Annotated in this window: 12 protein-coding genes and 1 tRNA gene; 4 read left to right on the forward strand and 9 right to left on the reverse strand. The window is 67.8% G+C overall.

All coding sequences use genetic code 11. The features are described 5' to 3' along the window. Positions 1 to 155 precede the first annotated feature (155 nt). The gene (locus LHU95_RS18970) at positions 156 to 4,997 is read right to left on the reverse strand and encodes a Calx-beta domain-containing protein (protein ID WP_248708517.1); all 4,842 of its coding nucleotides are present in this window, start codon (positions 4,995 to 4,997) and stop codon (positions 156 to 158) included. 197 nt (positions 4,998 to 5,194) lie between these two features. On the opposite strand from LHU95_RS18970, the gene LHU95_RS18975 reads away from it, so the two are divergent. Together LHU95_RS18975 and LHU95_RS18980 are read left to right on the forward strand one after the other, a co-directional pair. After that, positions 5,195 to 6,271, forward strand: coding sequence for a histidine kinase (locus tag LHU95_RS18975; RefSeq protein ID WP_248711589.1), 1,077 nt, complete (start codon positions 5,195 to 5,197; stop codon positions 6,269 to 6,271). Next, positions 6,256 to 6,960 (forward strand): LytTR family DNA-binding domain-containing protein, encoded by a 705-nt coding sequence (locus LHU95_RS18980; protein WP_248708518.1) that lies wholly within the window; start codon positions 6,256 to 6,258, stop codon positions 6,958 to 6,960. The genes LHU95_RS18975 and LHU95_RS18980 overlap by 16 nt, the downstream gene beginning before the upstream one ends. Before the next feature lie 129 nt (positions 6,961 to 7,089). Here the strand turns inward: LHU95_RS18980 and LHU95_RS18985 are convergent. From LHU95_RS18985 to LHU95_RS19000, 4 genes are all read right to left on the reverse strand, one after another. Continuing rightward, positions 7,090 to 7,164, reverse strand: a tRNA-Gln gene (locus LHU95_RS18985). 47 nt (positions 7,165 to 7,211) lie between these two features. After that, positions 7,212 to 8,186, reverse strand: a complete 975-nt coding sequence (locus LHU95_RS18990; protein WP_248708519.1) for a tripartite tricarboxylate transporter substrate-binding protein — start codon at positions 8,184 to 8,186, stop codon at positions 7,212 to 7,214. Next, positions 8,183 to 9,553, reverse strand: coding sequence for an LLM class flavin-dependent oxidoreductase (locus tag LHU95_RS18995; RefSeq protein WP_248708520.1), 1,371 nt, complete (start codon positions 9,551 to 9,553; stop codon positions 8,183 to 8,185). The genes LHU95_RS18990 and LHU95_RS18995 overlap by 4 nt, the downstream gene beginning before the upstream one ends. A gap of 12 nt (positions 9,554 to 9,565) precedes the next feature. Continuing rightward, positions 9,566 to 10,972 carry an MmgE/PrpD family protein gene (locus LHU95_RS19000; protein WP_248708521.1) on the reverse strand — a complete coding sequence of 469 codons (1,407 nt, stop codon included), beginning with the start codon at positions 10,970 to 10,972 and terminating at the stop codon, positions 9,566 to 9,568. Between the two features lie 151 nt (positions 10,973 to 11,123). On the opposite strand from LHU95_RS19000, the gene LHU95_RS19005 reads away from it, so the two are divergent. Beyond that, positions 11,124 to 12,020, forward strand: coding sequence for a CoA ester lyase (locus tag LHU95_RS19005; protein WP_248708522.1), 897 nt, complete (start codon positions 11,124 to 11,126; stop codon positions 12,018 to 12,020). Between the two features lie 23 nt (positions 12,021 to 12,043). On the opposite strand, the gene LHU95_RS19010 is transcribed toward LHU95_RS19005, so the two are convergent. The 4 genes from LHU95_RS19010 to LHU95_RS19025 all read right to left on the reverse strand — a co-directional run bounded on the left by LHU95_RS19010 (position 12,044) and on the right by LHU95_RS19025 (position 14,968). Beyond that, positions 12,044 to 13,000 (reverse strand): tripartite tricarboxylate transporter substrate-binding protein, encoded by a 957-nt coding sequence (locus LHU95_RS19010; protein WP_248708523.1) that lies wholly within the window; start codon positions 12,998 to 13,000, stop codon positions 12,044 to 12,046. Positions 13,001 to 13,084: 84 nt separating this feature from the next. Next, positions 13,085 to 13,831, reverse strand: a complete 747-nt coding sequence (locus LHU95_RS19015; RefSeq protein WP_248708524.1) for a GntR family transcriptional regulator — start codon at positions 13,829 to 13,831, stop codon at positions 13,085 to 13,087. A 28-nt stretch (positions 13,832 to 13,859) separates the two neighbouring features. Then, on the reverse strand, positions 13,860 to 14,405 hold the full coding sequence (locus tag LHU95_RS19020; protein WP_248708525.1) for an isochorismatase family protein: 546 nt from the start codon (positions 14,403 to 14,405) through the stop codon (positions 13,860 to 13,862). Further along, a complete protein-coding gene (locus tag LHU95_RS19025) occupies positions 14,402 to 14,968 on the reverse strand; it encodes a TetR/AcrR family transcriptional regulator (RefSeq protein WP_248708526.1) in 567 nt (188 codons plus the stop codon). The genes LHU95_RS19020 and LHU95_RS19025 overlap by 4 nt, the downstream gene beginning before the upstream one ends. A 58-nt stretch (positions 14,969 to 15,026) precedes the next feature. Here LHU95_RS19025 and LHU95_RS19030 point away from each other — a divergent pair, with 58 nt between their 5' ends. Then, positions 15,027 to 16,556, forward strand: coding sequence for a 4-hydroxyphenylacetate 3-hydroxylase N-terminal domain-containing protein (locus LHU95_RS19030; protein WP_248708527.1), 1,530 nt, complete (start codon positions 15,027 to 15,029; stop codon positions 16,554 to 16,556). Positions 16,557 to 16,582 lie beyond the last annotated feature (26 nt).

Genomic DNA, 16,582 nt, shown 5'->3' on the forward strand with positions numbered 1-16,582 from the left:
CAGCCTCTCAAACGGTCCGGAATAGAAAAGAATACGATATTTTCGTGTGGCAGTTCTTTGTGCCGACTGCACCTTCGGCTTCGAAGCGGCAGGATACCAGACAAGGGCGCCAGGCTGCCGCTATTGTCGCAAGGAGCGCGCGAAGCAGGCGGACATCAGCCAAAGAGAAAATCGCTGCCCGTGAGTTGCCGCGCCGATGCGAGGCCGCTCAGCATGACGGAGATATCCGCCGCCGCATCCCCATCCACATCAATCAACACCGTATTGCCCGCGACCCGCGCCTCGCTGTTGTCCCCCCCGCCCGTAAAGGCGGCATCGCCGAGATAGGCGAAGCGGCCAAGCGCCGGGGCATCCACCACCAGAAGGTCGCCCTGAGCGGCACCACCATTCACCGCGTTGAAATCCGTGATGGTGTCACGCCCGGCCTCACGCGGGGTGAAGTGGAAGCGGTCGGCACCGCCGCCGCCGGTCAGCACGTCACTGCCGCCCAGGCCGAAGATCGCGTCGGCACCAGCACCCCCCGCCAGCCGGTCATCCAGCGCCGTGCCGCGCAGCGTGAGCGAGGCGCCGGCCGCGGCTGCCGGATCATCATCCAGGATGGTCGCCTGCGCCGTGGCGCGTGTGAGGGTGGCGCCCACCGGGTTGCTCAGCTGGATGGTGAAGCCCTCATTCGCCTCATCCACCGCATCGCCAGTGACGGCCACGCGGATCACCTTCGTCTGCTCGCCGGCGGCGAAGGTGAGGCTGCCCTGCGCCGCCGTGAAGTCAGCCGCACCCGCCGTCCCGGCCACCGTGCGCCACGCCACCGACACGGCTTCGACCGCCGGCGCCGAGAGGCTCACCTCGAAGCTCGCCTGGGCAACGCCGCCGCCGCCGCTGGGCAGCTCGAAGGTGATGGGCCGCAGATAGGCCATCTTCTCCTCATTCACGCTGCGCCAGTCATCCTTCAGGATGCCGCCAGTATCGCCGGAGTTCGGGTTCCAGGACCAGAAGGTCCAGCTGATGCCCTGCTGGCCGGCGGCCAAGTCATGCGTTCCGTCATTGTCGAGATCCCCCGAGATGTAGGAGGTGATGGCCTCGAACCAGGGCGCGTCCTTGGGGTCGGAGAGCTTCGTGCCGAATTCGCCGAGGTAGATCGGCGCGATGCCCTCTTTGAAGATGTAGCCCCACATCTGGTCGAATTTCGCGGGCAGCTTCGACGCGAAATCGGCCCCCTGAAACCAGGGCTGCGGATAGACCGAGTTCGGATAGTCATGCGGCGAATAGACCACCTTGTTCGTGACATCGAGTTCGATCGGGCGGTCCCGCACGCCCATCAGGTTGCCGCCCCACCAGTAATTCTCCCCCTGGTGGGCGCCGACGCCCTCCACGAAGATCAGCCAGTTGGGATTGACCGCGCCGATGGCATTGCCGGCCAGTTCCGCCGCCGCTGCCCAATCCCTGGCACCCCCGCCGCCCCAGGCCCCGGCATGCGGCTCATTGTGCAGATCAGCGCCGATGATGGCTGTGTTGCCGGCATAGCGATCCGCCAGCATCTGCCAATCCGCCACCCATGCCGCTTCGCTATGCGTCGCATCATACCAGAGGCCGTTGGGTGAGGTTCCGGCCCCCGCATCGCTGCGATGATGGTCCAGGATGATGCGCAGGCCGATCTCCTCGGCATGGGCCGCGATGCGGTCCATCACCTGCAGGGGCGTCAGCCCGCGCAGATCGGCGTTCTGGCTGAAATCAATGCCGCGCGCCTCACCCGTCGCGTGCAGCATGTCGCTGGAGAAGGGCAGGCGGATGGTGTTGAACCCCTCCTCCGCCATCTGCTGCATCATCTCCTTGTAGCCGCGCGTCCACAGCCCGTTGGGCGACATGTTGTCCCCCTCGAAGCCGAACCAGTTCACGCCGGCGATCTGCACGCTGCGCCCCGCCGCATCCACGATCTGATTGCCGGAAGTGCTGAGCCAGCCCGCCCCCTGGGAGGGGTTCCCCTCCTGGATCGAGGCGTCCTTGATGCTGATGCCGGGCCGGTCGTCATTGAGGATGGTGCCGGTGCCCGTACCGGTGCCGATGGTGGCGCCGGAGGCGTTGGCGAGGGTCAGCCGCATCGTCTCATTGGCCTCGATGGCGGTATCGCCGGCCACGGCCACGGTGACGAGCTTGGTGGTTTCACCCGCCGCAAAGCTCAGCGTCCCGCTCCTGGCCGTGTAGTCCGTGCCCGCCATGGCCGTGCCATTCGCCGTGGCATAGCCCACCGAGACCGGAGCCGTCGCCGCCGCCGAGAGCGAGACGGTGAAGCTGAGGCTCGTCGTCCCGCTCCCACCTTCGAGCACCGAGGCATTGCTGACCGAAAGGGTCGAAAGTGCCGCGGCGACATCGTCATTGAGGATGGTGCCCACCGCCAGGCCATCGCCGATGGCGGCACCCTTGGCTCCGGAGATCTGAAGATTGAACGTCTCACTCGCCTCGGCCAGCCTGTCACCGACCACGGCGATCTGCACGATCTTCGAGGTCTCGCCCGCGGCGAAGGTCAGGCTTCCGCTCTTGGCGGTGTAGTCCGAGCCCGCCGTCGCCGTGCCATTCGCCGTGGCATAATTCACCGTGACCGGGGCGCTGGCGGCGGCCGAGAGCGTGACGGCGAAGGCCAGGTTGGCCGTACCGCCAGCACCTTCCAGCATCGAGGCATCGGCCACCGAGAGGAGCGGCAGGCTGTTCGCCGGCATGGCGTTGAGCAGCAGCCCCGTGACGGCGTTGCCCGCCCCGCCCGATGCCTGGAAGCCAAAGCTCGCCTCGCCCCCTGCCGCGATCCGGGCGTTGTAGCTCAGGTTGCGGATCACATAGTGCTGGCCGACATGGCTGACGATTTCCGCGTTCCAGATATTCGTGATCGTGAAGGGCGCGTCGAACTCCGCCACCCAGCCCGTGATGGGCTTGCCGCCGGCCACGACCGTCATGGCGGCGGTAAAGCCCGATGCCCAGGCGCTGGACACCTGGTATCCGAGGTTGCCGCCGGATGCAGGCGGCGCCGCGTCGTCATTCGTGATCGTGGCGATGGCCGCGCCATCGGCGATGGTCGCTCCGGTCGGATTGCTCAGCCGGATCGCGAAGGCTTCATGGCCTTCCACGGCCGTATCGCCCTGCACCGCGACCTGGATCGTCCTGGAGGTCTCGCCCGCCGCGAAAGTCAGCGTGCCGCTCTTGGCGGTGTAGTCCGATCCGGCGGTCGCCGTGTCATCCGCGGTGGCGTAGCCGACCGTTACGGCGGCGGCCGAGGCCTTTGACAGCGTCACCGTCACATTCAGCATCTTCGTGCCGGAATGGCCCTCAACGATGCTGGCATCCGCGATGGACAGGGCCGGCAGCGGGGCCGCGTCATCATTGGTGACGGTCACGATGCCCAGGCCATCGGCAATGGTGGCGTTGGTGGGGGCGGAGAGGCGGATGCGATAGCTCTCATTGCCCTCGACCACCGTATCGCCCAGGAGATGGGCGTGGATGGTCTGGCTTGTCTCGCCGGGCGCGAAGGTCACCGTCCCGCTCAGCACCTCATAATCCACGCCGCCCTTCGCAGTGACATCCTCGCTGGCGTAGCGGACCGTAACCGTCTCGGTGGAGGCCTTGGAGAGTGTCAGGACAATCCGCATATGCGTAAGACCGGCATCGCCCTCGGCCGTGGTGTAGTCGGCGATGGCGATGCTCGGCGGCGTGGCGGGTGAGGGATCGTGATCATTGTCGGCGATCATCCCCGTCGCCCTGCCATCCAGGATGCGCGCCCCGATGGGCGCCGAGAGTTGGACACTGAAGGCTTCGCTCAACTCGACCACCCGATCGGCCAGCACGGGGATGAGGATGGTCTTCGTCACCTCGCCCGCGGCGAAGGTCACGCTGCCGATGGTCGCCGTAAAATCCTCGCCCGCCCGGGCGCTGCCGTTGAGCGTCGAATAACTGACGCTGACTGGGCTGGCCGAGGCCCGGGACAACGTCACGGTAAAGGCCAAGTTGGTGATGCCGCTGTCACCCTCGGTGGCCTGGGCATCGCTGATCGAAACCGAGGGAAGCATGGGCGCGGCCTCCAGCGCCACCTGCCATTCCGCGCGCGTGCCCGGATCGCGCGCCACGATGTTGCTCATCGCCAATTCGCTGAGGCCGATGCCAGCCAGCGTGTAGCTTTGCCGGTTGCCCTCGATGGTGATGACGGTCGCGCCATTCACCTCGCTCAGGGAGATTTCATGCGCCTTGAACCAGCCGAAATCCAGCTTGTCCGCCGCGGGGTCGAAATCGAGCGTGGTGTTCACACCGTAGAGCCATGCGATCTGGTGGGTCACACCCTCGCTACCGGCCGGGGGCGCGCCTGCGCCAGGGCCGGTCGGCCAGGCTGTCGTGCCGGCGATGGGCAGCCCTTGCGGCTTCACCTGCGCATCCGGCACCGTGGCAAAGCCGAGTTGCAGATGCACGCGGTCCTCACGCACCTCCGCCGGATAGAAGAGAAAATTCTCGACCTTCAGCGCGGCCTTGGTGACGCCCAGCAGGATCAGCGCCTGGCCGGTGCCCGCATTGGCGATGACCACCCCCTCGGCGCTGTCCGTCATGGAAATCTGCTCGCGCGAGCCATAGAAGCGGAAATCCACCACGTCGGTCGCGGGATTGAAGGCGACACGGTCCACCTGGCCCAGCTCATGCGAGCGGGCATAGACGGTGTTCGCGGCCCTGGTGATCCCCTGCTCCCAGGCCAGCGCGCCGCTCAGGCATTGCCGGAGATGGTCGTTCTGGATCGGCGTGAAGCTGTTGATCGTGAGCTGGCCGAGCGAGACGCCCTCGATGATGATCGTCGCACCCGACCATGGATCCATGAAGCCCACACCGGCCGCCGTATCCACCACGATGAAGCTGTGCACCGAGACATCGCCGAAATCGAGCTTGTCCCGCGCGGGGTTGAAGCCGGTGATGTCGGCGCCCGCCGTGGTGACGGCGATGATGCGACCGGTGACGGGGGCGGAAGTGTCGGACAAGATGGTCTCTCCTGGTCGGGTCCTGGGGTGCCGTATGGCGTGGGGGCCCTGATAGCCGGCCCCCATCGGCTGGCAGCGCGGCAATCGCCGAAGCGGGCCGGAAACTCGGTGAGGCGGCGCTTGCCGCCAAAGGGCGGCGCCGGTAGTTGCCAAGGCTGGCGTGGCGGGCGCGGGCCGCACCGGAACAAGGGGGCGTGATGATGGATTCGGCGCGGCAAACCCCCATGGCGATGGACCCGGGCGCCCTGCCGGGCCTGGGCCGCGTGCAGCCGGCGGCGCTCGCCATCTTCGTCCTCGTGGACGTGATGGCGCATGTCTCGGTCTATGCCAGCTTCGGCGTGGCACTCGGCATCGCGCTGGTGCTGGAACCGGTCATTCTGCTGCTGGCCCTCGCGCTGCGGCGGGCTTTCGGCCAGCTGCGCGCCAGTGAGGGCATCACGCCACGCATGCTGCCCTGGATCGTCGGGCTGAGCCTGCTGGCGGCGCTGGTGGCGGTCATCGCCGGCCAGATGGTGCGGGCCCATTTCGCGTTGGAATTCGACCCGCGCTCTGGGCGCCGCGCAGCGCTGATCGCGCTGATCTACTACTTCCTGGTCTTCGTGCTCTGGAGCGTCATCTGCTTCTGGACCCGGGCGGAGATGGAGCGCCAGGCGCAACGCCAGCGCGCCATCCAGGCGGAGGCCCAGGCCCTGCGCGCCGAGCTGGAGCGGCTGCGGCTGCAGATTGATCCGCATTTCCTGTTCAACGCCCTGAACGGAATCGCCGAGGAAATTCCCGACAATCCCGATGCCGCGCTGATGATGCTGCGGAACCTCGCCGTGTTCCTCCGCCAGTCGCTCGTCGGCATCGAGACGCCCCTGGTCACCGTCGCGGCTGAGGCTGAGGCACTCGCGGCCTATCTGCGCGTGCAGCAGGCCCGGTTCGGCGCGCGGCTGGCGCTGCGGCTGGACGTCAGCCCCGAGGCGAAGCAGCACCTCATCCCCAGCTTGCTGCTGCAGCCCCTGGTCGAGAATGCCATCAAGCACGGCACGCGCGATCCGGTGCTGGAGGTGGCGATCACGATCGGCATGGAGGGCGGGGCGCTTCAGGCGGTGGTCGCCAATTCCGGCTGCATCGCGCCGGGGGATAAGGGCCGCAGCGGGATCGGGCTGCCCAATATTCGCAACCGGCTGCTGCTGCATTATCCCGGGCGCCACAGCTTTGATCTGGAGGAGCGGGGCGGAATGGTGGTCGCGCGGCTCCGGCTGGAGGGCGAGCCTTGCTCCGGGTCGTGATCGTGGATGATGAGCCCTTGGCGATCCGCTCGATGCAGCGGCTGCTCGCCGCGCATGCCGATGTCTCCATCGTCGGCACGGCCGATAGCCTCGGCACCGCGGTCGAAACGATCCGCGCCACGCGGCCGGATCTGGTCTTCCTCGATATCGAGCTCGGCGGCGGCAATGGTTTTGACGTGCTGGCGCAGCTGGACCCGCAGCCGCGCATCGTCTTCGTGACAGCCCATGCACGGCACGCCGTGGATGCCTTCGCCGTAGCGGCGACCGATTACCTGCTGAAGCCCGTGCTGCCCGAGCGGCTGGCGGAGAGCCTGGCGCGCGTGATTCCGGGCGGCCCATCGCGCCGGGCCCTGACACTGCGCACACCAGGCCGCACCGTCATCGCCGAGGCGGCCGATATCGCGGCGTTTTGCGCCGAAGGCGATTTCACCCGCATCCACCTCGCCGGCCAGCCGAGCCTGCTGATCCTGCGCACACTCGGCCAATTCGAGGCCACGCTGCCCCAGCCACCCTTCAAGCGAATTGGCCGTTCCCTGATCCTGAACCTGGAGCGGGTGCGCCATGTGGCCTCGCGCGGGCGGGACCAGAATGAGGTCGTGATCGAAGGGCTTGAGAGGCCGCTGCCACTCGGCCGGGTGGCGACGCTGCGGCTGCGCGCGGCGCTGGAGGCTGTTTCCAGGTCCCCGTGAGGCGTCATGTGGTACGTGGCAGGTACACAACCACGCCACATCGCACCAGGACGAGCGGGGTATTGCAGCACTCCGGGCCGGAAGCCCTGGTGCGTGCCAGCTCTTGCCGGGACTGGGGCGGAGATCGGCTGGTTGGGGTGCTAGGATTCGAACCTAGGGATGGCGGTACCAAAAACCGCTGCCTTACCACTTGGCTACACCCCAGCCGTGCAGCCGTTTAGCGAGGCCGGAAGGGTCCCGTAAAGCCCCCCTCAGAGGGTGATATTCGCCTCACGCACCAGGCGCTGCCAGCGCGACAGGTCGGTGCGCAGGAGATCGGCCAGCCGCTCAGGCCCGCCGGGCGGCGCGGCTTCCACATTTTGCTGCGCCAGGCGGCGGATAAAGCTCGGCTCGGCCAGCAACTCGTTGAAGATGCGGTTCCAGTAGAGCGTGACGGCGGGCGGCGTCCCGGCGGGCCCCATCAGCCCGGCCCAGGCCAGGCTCTGGAAATCCACCACCTCCGGCACGCCCGCCTCCCGCATGCTGGGGACCTCGGGCAGGATGGGGGAGCGGTTTTGCGCCAGAACCGCCAGCGCCTTGACCCGGCCACCCGTGACCTGCGGCGTGGCGCTGGTCATGGCGTCCACCATGAAATGCACGCGCCCGACGGAGAGATCGAGCAGCGCCTGCGCCGAGCCGCGATAGGGCACCTGCTCCAGCGGGATGCGCGTCAGCCGTGAGAACATCTCCGTCGTCAGATGCCCCGCCGTGCCCATGCCGGGATTGGCGGCGATGTAGCGCCCGGGATGGGCCCGCATGAGCGCAACCAGCTCGGCCAGGTTGTTGGCCGGCAGGTCGGGCGGGACCACGATCAGAAACCCGGTCCAGCCGATCAGGGACATGGGCACGAGGTCGCGCAGCACATCAAAGGGCAGGTTCGGGGTCACGGCCGGGTTCACCGCCACGGGCGAATTGCTGGTGAGCAGCAGCGTGTGCCCATCCGGCGCGGCGCTGGTGACGGCCTGCACGCCGATCGCCCCCGTGGCGCCGGCGCGGTTGTCCACGATGACCTGGACATTGTGGCGGGACTGCATCTCCTCGGTCAGCACGCGCGCGATCAGGTCGCTCATATTGCCCGGTGGGAAGGGCACGATGATGCGCACGGGGCGGCTCGGATAGCCCTGGGCGTAGGCCGTTCCGCCCAGTGCCAGGGCGGGTGTGGCCAGCAGGCTGCGGCGATGGATCATGTGCTCGGATTCCTTTGCCAATCGAAGGGCGCGGCCCGCGGCAGGCCGAGATTCTCGCGCAGGGTGGTGCCGGAAAACTCACGCCGGAACACGCCGCGCCGCTGCAACTCGGGCACGACGAGGCGCACGAAATCCTCATAGGCGCCGGGCATGTGCGTGGCAGCCAGGACGAAGCCGTCGCATGCTTCGCTCTCGAACCATTCCTGCATTTCATCGGCCACGCTTTGCGCGGTACCGGTGAAGCAGGGGAATTCGCGGATGGTGCCGCGGCCGCTGATCTCGACGAAGTCGCGCAGCGTCGGATTCTGCTTGCCCGAAGTGCTGACGACGCGGTCACGGATGGCCTGCAGGCCCTTGATGCCGGCGAGTTCCGCATCGGTGAAGGCCTCATCCATGCCCTTGCTGGCGAAGTCGTAGTTCAGCACCTCGGAGAGCAGCGCCAGCCCATCCACCGGCTTTGCCAGGCCCTCGATGAGGGCGCGCTTCTCCGCCGCTTCATCCTTGGAATTGCCGATGATCGCATAGACGGCGGGGCAGACGCGCACCTTGGCCGGATCCCGGCCCGAGGCTGCCACCTGCGCCTTGAACTCGGCATAGACCTTCTGGCCCGCCTTGATGTTCTGGTAGAGCACGAAGATCAGATCACCCCAGGATGCCGCGAAAGCCTTGCCGCGCCCGCTCTGGCCGGCCTGGATCAGCACCGGGCGGCCCTGCGGCGTGCGCGGCACGGTGAAGGTGCCCTGGCTCTGGTACCAGCGGCCCTGGTGGTTCAGCCGCTTCACCTTGGTGGGGTCGGCGAAGATGCCCGAGGCGCGGTCATTGATGATCGCGTCATCGCCCCAGGCATCCCAGTGGCTGAGCACGATTTCCATGAACTCGTCAGCGCGGTCGTAGCGCAGATCATGCTCAGGGTGTTCGGCGCGGCCCATATTGTGCGCCTCGCTGTCATTCAGCGAAGTGACGACATTCCAGGCGACGCGTCCGCCCAGCATGTGGTCCAGCGTCGCGAAGACGCGGGCCACGTGATAGGGCTCGTAATAGGTGGTGGAATATGTGGCGCCCAGGCCGAGCTTCTCGGTGGCGAGACCCATCGCCGTGATGATGGAAATCAGATCCAGCTTCACCACGCGGATGCCGTTGGTCACCGCCTGCGCGTGGTCATGCCCCAGGATGTCCGGCAGCGCCAGGCGATCATCGAAGAAGGCCATGTGGAAGCGGCCGTCTTCCAGGTTGCGGGCGATGCGCTGGTAGTATTTCGGCGAAAGGAAATCCTGCATCGTCTCCGGATGCCGCCAGGAGCCTGGGTAGTTCGAGCAATTCTGCGCCTGAAGAAAGGCGACCATGGCCATTTCGCCGCGTCGTGACATACGTTCGATTCCTCAACCGTTCAGCGCTTCGGTGAGCGCCATGACATTCGCCGCCGCATCCAGCCCCATGACAAGATCAAGGATGCGCTGGGCCTGTGCCGCAGAGACCTGACGGCAGGCATTCTCCATGAATTTGCGTTCGACATCGGCGCTGGAGAGCGGATTGCCGTCAGAGCCGCGATTCATCTCCTCGCGATGCCGCAGCACGCGGCCATCCATCGTCTCGATGACCAGCTCACCGCCATAATAGCGCGGGAAATTCAGCGTCGCGTCGGTTTCGTAGCTGGTGCGGGCGCAGAGGGCGAGGGCACGCGGATCGCGGATCATCTCCTCCTCCAGCTCATCGAGCGAAAGCCGCCCGCGCAGCAGGCAGGAGGCGACGGCGTAATGCACGCTGAACTGCGCATCATAGGAATTGGCCGGCAGCTTCTTCGCCGCCTCCGGCTCACACACCACCTTCACCTGGCCCGGATGGATGCGCACGGTGATGTGCTTGATCTCCTCCGGCCGCAGCCCGTGCGCGGCGCGCAGGGCCAGCGCCGCATCGGCGAAGGCGTGGTTGAAGTGGCAGCAGGGATAGGGCTTCAGCGCGTTGTTGCGCATCTCCCACAACTCGCCCAGGCGCTCGGCGCAGCGGGAGAGATCGGTGGGCGCCTTCTCCTGCAGGTGGCTGCGGAACAGGCCGAAGCGCCCCTCATAGGCGGCCGGCGGCGCCTTGAAGCCATTGCGGGCAAGTGCGGTCGCCGTGATGGCGGCGAAGCCCGCCCAGCCCGGATGGAGGCGCTTGGTCCAGGAGCCATCCTCCAGGAATTCCAGCGAGCCCGCGGCCATGGAGAGCAGGATGCCCTGCGCGGCCGCGATCTGCGCCGCGGTGGCGCCAGCAAGCCGCCCGGCCGTCAGCGCGCAGCCAAAGGCGCCCACCATGCCGGTCGGGTGGAAGCCCACCTGGTGAAACCCGCCCTGCGCGGCGGCACCAATGCGCGAGGCGGCCTCGACGCCCAGGATATAGGCGGCCAGGGCCTCGGCGCCGCTCGCGCCATGCTCACGCGCCATGTGCAGCGCCGTCGGAACTGTGCTCGAGGAGGCATGGACGATGGCATCGGAATGCGTGTCGTCGTAGTCCAGCCCGTGGATCAGCGCGCCATTCATCATCACCGCATCGCGCAACGGCAGACGATACGGCATGCCGATCACCGGATGGCTGCCCATCCCCGCCAGGCCATGGATCGCGCCGATGGTGCGCCGCGCATAGTCAAAGCCCGAAGCCGCGATGGCGATGCCCAGGCTGTCCAGCATGTGGCGCTTGGCCTGCTGCATCACATCGGCGGGAATCTCGTCCACGCGCAGGCTTGTCGCGAATGCGCCAAGCTGGCTGGAAATGGGCGTGCTGGTGGCAAGCTCCGCGGGCAGGCTGTCCATGGCGAAATCTCCCTCTCGGCGCGTCTGTGGCGCCATGCCTTTGGGGCAGGATGGCCCCGCCGGAGGAAGTCTGTCAAACATACGGACAAATCTGGCTGGACGCCGTCCCAAGCCCCGCCTATCAGCAACGCCCCACCGCAGGATACGCCGCATGACCGCCCCCAACCGGACCTTCCTCTTTGCCCCTGGCGACCATGCGCGCCGCACCGAAAAGGTTCTGACCGCCGGCGCCGATGCCTGCATCCTCGACCTTGAGGATGCCGTGGCGATCTCGGCCAAGGTGGCCGCCCGCGCGCTGGTGAACGCGGCGCTGGAGCGCCCGCGCAGTTGCCGCGGCTTCGTGCGTGTGAACGCCTTCGACACGGAATTCTGCCTGGGCGACATCCAGGCCGTGATCGGCCCGCGACTGGACGGCATGGTGCTGCCCAAGCTCGAGGACCCGGCGCAGCTCATCGCGGTGGATTGGCTGATCAGCGGCCTGGAGCGCGAGCGCGGCCTGCCCCATCGCGGTATCGAGATCATGCCCATCATCGAGACGGCGCGCGGCATGGCCGGGCTTGGGGCCCTCACCGCCTGCGCGGCCGGGCTGGGCGGGCGCGTCAGGCGGCTGAGCTTCGGCGCGGGGGATTACACGCTGGATCTGGGCATCAGCTGGGGCCTGGCCGAAACGGAGCTGGAGGGCGCGCGCGAGAAAATGGTGCTGCACAGCCGCGCCGCCGGGCTGGAGGCGCCGATTGATACGGTCTGGATCGAACTGCGGGAGATGAACGCCTTCACCGCCTCCTGCGCACGGGGCGTGGCGCTGGGCTTCCAGGGGAAGCTCTGCATTCATCCGGACCAAATCGCCATCGCCAATGCCGCCTTCTCCCCGCCGGAGGCCGAGGTCGCCCGCGCCCGCCGCATCATCGCGGCCTTCGCGGAGGCCGAGGCCCAGGGCCTGGCTTCCATCCAGGTGGAGGGGCGCTTCGTGGACTACCCCATCGTGGATCGCGCGCAGCGCATCGTGGCGCTGGCCGAACGGATCGCCGCCGCGTCACCGGGCGGCTGATCCGGGCCCTTGCCGACCGATCCCTAATCCGGCCGGATTCCCGCCCGGCCAAGCACGCCCGCCATGCGCGGAATTTCGCGCTCGATCAGCGCGCGGAATTCCTCGGGCGTGCTGCCGACGACATCGACGCCGAGCTCCGCGAGGCGCCCGCGCAGCTCCGGCTCGGCCAGCGCCGCCACGACATCGCGATGGATGCGGGCCACATTCGCCGCCGGCATCGAGGCAGGCGCCAGCACGCCCAGCCAGGCCACCGCGTCAAAGCCGGGATAGCCCTGCTCGGCCACGGTCGGCAGGTCGGGCAGCGCCGCCATGCGCGCAGGCGCCGAGACCGCCAGGGCGCGCCAGGCATTGTCGCGCAGGCGCGGCAGCGCCACCACGCCGCTCTGGAAGGACATGGTGACGCGGCCGGTCAGCACGTCCTGGATTTGCGAGGCGGCGTCGTTATAGGCCACGCCGGTCAGCTCCACGCCCGCCATCTGCGCCAGCATCTCGCCGCCGATATGCTGCGAGGTGCCGTTGCCGGCATGGCCAAAGGTCACGCTGCCCGGGCGCGCACGAGCGATGGCCACCAGCTCGGCCAGGTTCCGGGCGGGGAAGCTGTTCGAGACGACCAGGATATTGGTGGTGCGCCCCAGCAGGCTGACAGGCAGCAGATCGCGCCGCGGGTCATAGGGCGGGCGCGGCGCCATGCTGACGCGCACGACGATGGCCGCATCGGCCGAAAGCAGGATGGTGTGCCCATCTGTCGCCCGCACCGCGCGCTCCACCCCGATGATGCCCGCCGAGCCCGGGACATTGGTCACAACGACAGGTTGGCCCCAGGCCGCCTGGAGCTTCGGCGCCAGCAGGCGCGCGGCGATATCCACCGAAGTGCCCGGACCGAACGGCGCGATGATGGTGACGGGCCGGTCCGGCCAGGCATGGGCGGCAGGCGCCAGGGCCATCAGGCCCAGGCAGGCGGCGAGCAGAAGGCGACGCATGAATTCTCCCATCCACGGCGCTGCCTTGATGGCGCGCCTTGCCGGGAGCCTAGAGGGGCGGCGCCGGGCAATGGAAGCGCTGTCTCACACCTCGCGCTTGATCATGGCCCGGTAGGTGAAACGCGGCGCCGGGTGGCAGCCCTCCGAAACCTCGAAGACGCGCCCATTCTGGTCGAAATAGCGCCGGCGGATCATCAGCGCGGCGGCGCCTGGATCCACCTCCAGCAGGGCGGCCTGCGCCTGGGGCACGCCACCGGCCGAGAGGTCCACCTCGACCGAGGAGAGTTGCACCCCGAAGCGCCGCTCGATCAACGCATAGAGCGAGCCGGGCTGCTGGCCGATCTCCTCGATCACGGCCGCGTATTCGGTCGGGATGTGCACGATGACGAAACAGATCGGCGCCGTGGTCAGGCGGACGCGGCGGATGCCCTCGATGCGCAGCCAGGCTTCGCCCTCCGGCACGCCGGGCACCTCGCTCGCCGGCACTTCGCGGGCGCGCAGGACGGTGAGGCGGGTTTCCTCCGGATATTGCAGCAGCCCGCCCATGCTGGTCAGGTCCTGCACGAAGCGGCCCCGATTCTCATGCGCGATGACGGTGGTGCCGCTGCCCTGGCGGCGGGCGACAAGCCCGGCCTCCTCCACCAAGCGCAACGCTTCCCGGACGGTATGGCGTGAGGCGGAATAGAGGGCGCACAGCTCCGTCTCGGTCGGCAGCATGGTGCCGATGGCGTGCTGGCCGCCACGAATCTGCGCCAGCAGGTCATCACTGATCTGGCGATAGCGGGGCCGCGGATCTGCGGCGGAATTGGCGATGTCGCGCCTGCTGGTCACGGGGCCTCCGGGGTTGATGGGGTGCGTGTTAGCCGGCCTCCTTCACCAACGCCAGAAGAGAACGCCAGCGCGGATCCGTCGCGTCCTCGGCCCATTCGAAGCCGGCCATCTCGGTGGTGATGATTTCGGCCCCGGCACGGGCGAGCCTCGCCAAGGCGGCTTCCCGGCTGGTGGCGGTGCGCGAGCCCATGGCATCGCGCACCGCCCAGACCCGCCGGCCGAGGCCGAGCAGGCCCAGCGCCGTCTGCATCACGCAGACATGCGCCTCATAACCGCAGATCACGATGTCGCTGCGCTCGCGCGGCAGGGCTTCACGGAAGGCCGCGGTGCGGCAGGCATCGAAGCTGGTCTTGTGGAAGGTGTTTTCACTGAAGGCGGCCAATTCGGGCAGCAAGGGGCCGATGCGGTCGGGGCAATGTTCGGTGGCCCAGACGGGGACATCGAAAAGCCGGGCCAACTGGGTGAGGCGCAGCGCCTCACGCAGCACGGCCGGGCCATCCGCGATGGCGGGGTGCAGCCGGCCCTGGAGGTCCACGAGCAGAAGCAGGGAGGTGCGGCGGTTCAATGTGGTCATGGCATGCGCTCCAGCAGGCGTTCCATCAGCCCACGTGCGGGCAGGCCAAACAAGCGTAATCGTCGGGTCTCCGACAGCACCAGCAGCCCGACCGCCTGGGCGAAGATCTCCGCCACCAGCGCATCCGGCTCGGCCGAGGCCAGTGCCGCGGCGGCGCGGATCGGCGCCAATGCGTCCAGCAGCAGGGCGTTGAGCGCCGGATCAATCCCCTCCCCCAGGCCGCGCGGCGCCGGGCCACCAGGGCCGAGGTAGAGGCCCAGTGCCAGCTCCTGCGGCCGCGCCGCGTAGAAGTCGAACAGCGCCATCGCGCCATCCCGCAACGCCGCCGGGCCGATGGCGGCGGCGCGGATCGCGGTGCCGAGTTCGCCGAGCGAGGTCCGCAGCAATTCGGCGTAGATCGCCTCCCGACTGTCGAAATGAAAGTAGAGCGCGGCCGGGGTATAGCCGGCGCGGGCGGCGATGGCGCGCAGGCTGGCACCATTCAGCCCAGCTTCGGCAAAGACCTCCCGCGCCGCATCCAGGATGCGCTGCCGGCCCAGTTCCCGTTTCGTGGAGACGCTCATTGACGGAGATAATTAAACAGCGTTAGATTATGTGCAAGCCGTCCAGGAACACGCCGCCATGCTGATTTCCGCCGAAGCCTATCGGGACTCGCTCCGCAGCCTTTCACCGCGCGTCTTCGTGAATGGCCAGCAGGTGAAAAGCGTGGCGGATGAGCCATTGCTGGCACCAGGCATCAACGCCCTCGGCGTCACCTATGATTTCGCCCTGCGGGACGAGTATCAGGGCCTGATGGTGGCCACGCAAAAACCCTCGGGCCGCGTCACCAACCGCATGCTGCATGTGAATGACAGCACGGATGACCTGCTGACCAAGCTCGAAGCCGTGCGCCTGCTCTGCCGGGAATCCGGCTGCGCCCAGCGCTACCTCGCGCATGATGCGCTGAACGCGCTGCACCAGGGCACGAAGCGCGCGGATGACGTGCATGGCGGGGAGCGCCACGCCCGCTTCCTGAACTACCTCGATGATGTGCAGGCGCGCGATCTCTCGCTCGGCATCGCCATGACGGATGCCAAGGGCGATCGCTCCAAGCGCCCCGGCCAGCAGGCGAACCGCGACGTGCATGTGCACATCAAGGAGCGCCGGGCAGATGGAATCATCATCCGCGGCACCAAGGCCATCGTCACCGGCGCGCCCTATATGCACGAATTCCTCGTCATGCCCTGCCGCACGATGACGGAGGAGGATGCGGATTTCGCCGTCTGCTGCGCCGTGCCGGTGGATGCCGAGGGCATCACCATCGTCGCTCGCCCCGCCGGCCGCCCAGGTGAGGCCGCCGCCCGCTTCAGCGGCAGATACGGCCAATCCACCGGCGTGGTCATGTTCGAGGATGTCTTCGTCCCGTGGGAGCGCGTCTTCTTCGCGGGTGAAGTGGCCGAGGCGGGCTTCATGACCACCAGCTACGCAACCCATCACCGCCATTCCTGCATCGCTGCCCGCGCCGGCTTCGGTGACCTGCTGATCGGCGCCGGCGCCTTGATGATCGAGGCCAATGGCCTGGACACCGACCGCCACGCCCATGTGCGTGACGCGATGGTGGACCTGATCAAGATCGTGGAAGGATTTTTCGCCTGCGGTGTCGCCGCCAGCGTCTATGGCACGCGCGATCCGTCAGGCGCCGTGATGCCGGAGACGGTGTTCAGCAATATCGGCAAGCTGCTGCTGGCGACGCAGATCTACGACATGCATCGCCTGGCGCATTACGTCTCGGGCGGGCTGATCGTGGCCCTGCCCGGCCCGGATGAGGACCACAACCCCGAAACCGCCGCATCACTGGCCGCCGTGCTGGCCGGCCGCGCCGATATCCCGGCCGAGAAGCGCCTGGATGTGGCGCGCTTCATGGAGGATCTGACGGCCTCCAACCAGGGCGGCTGGTACTCCGTCATCTCGCTGCATGGCGGCGGCAGCCCCGAGGCGATGAAGCGGGAGATCTGGCGCAACTACCCGACCGAGGAGCGCAGCGCGCTGGTAGAACGCCTGCTGGATCGCGGCATCCTGGACGAGGGCCGGCGCACCTCCAGCCAGCCTGGCCGCTGCTGCGACACCGGCTGCGCGCCGCCTGCCCTGCCGGCGCGCAACGCGGCGGAGTGACGCGTTAACCGCGGCTTCACCCGGCC

Origin of the sequence: Sediminicoccus sp. KRV36 (assembly GCF_023243115.1) — a bacterium.
In the GTDB taxonomy this organism is placed as follows: Bacteria; Pseudomonadota; Alphaproteobacteria; order Acetobacterales; family Acetobacteraceae; genus Roseococcus.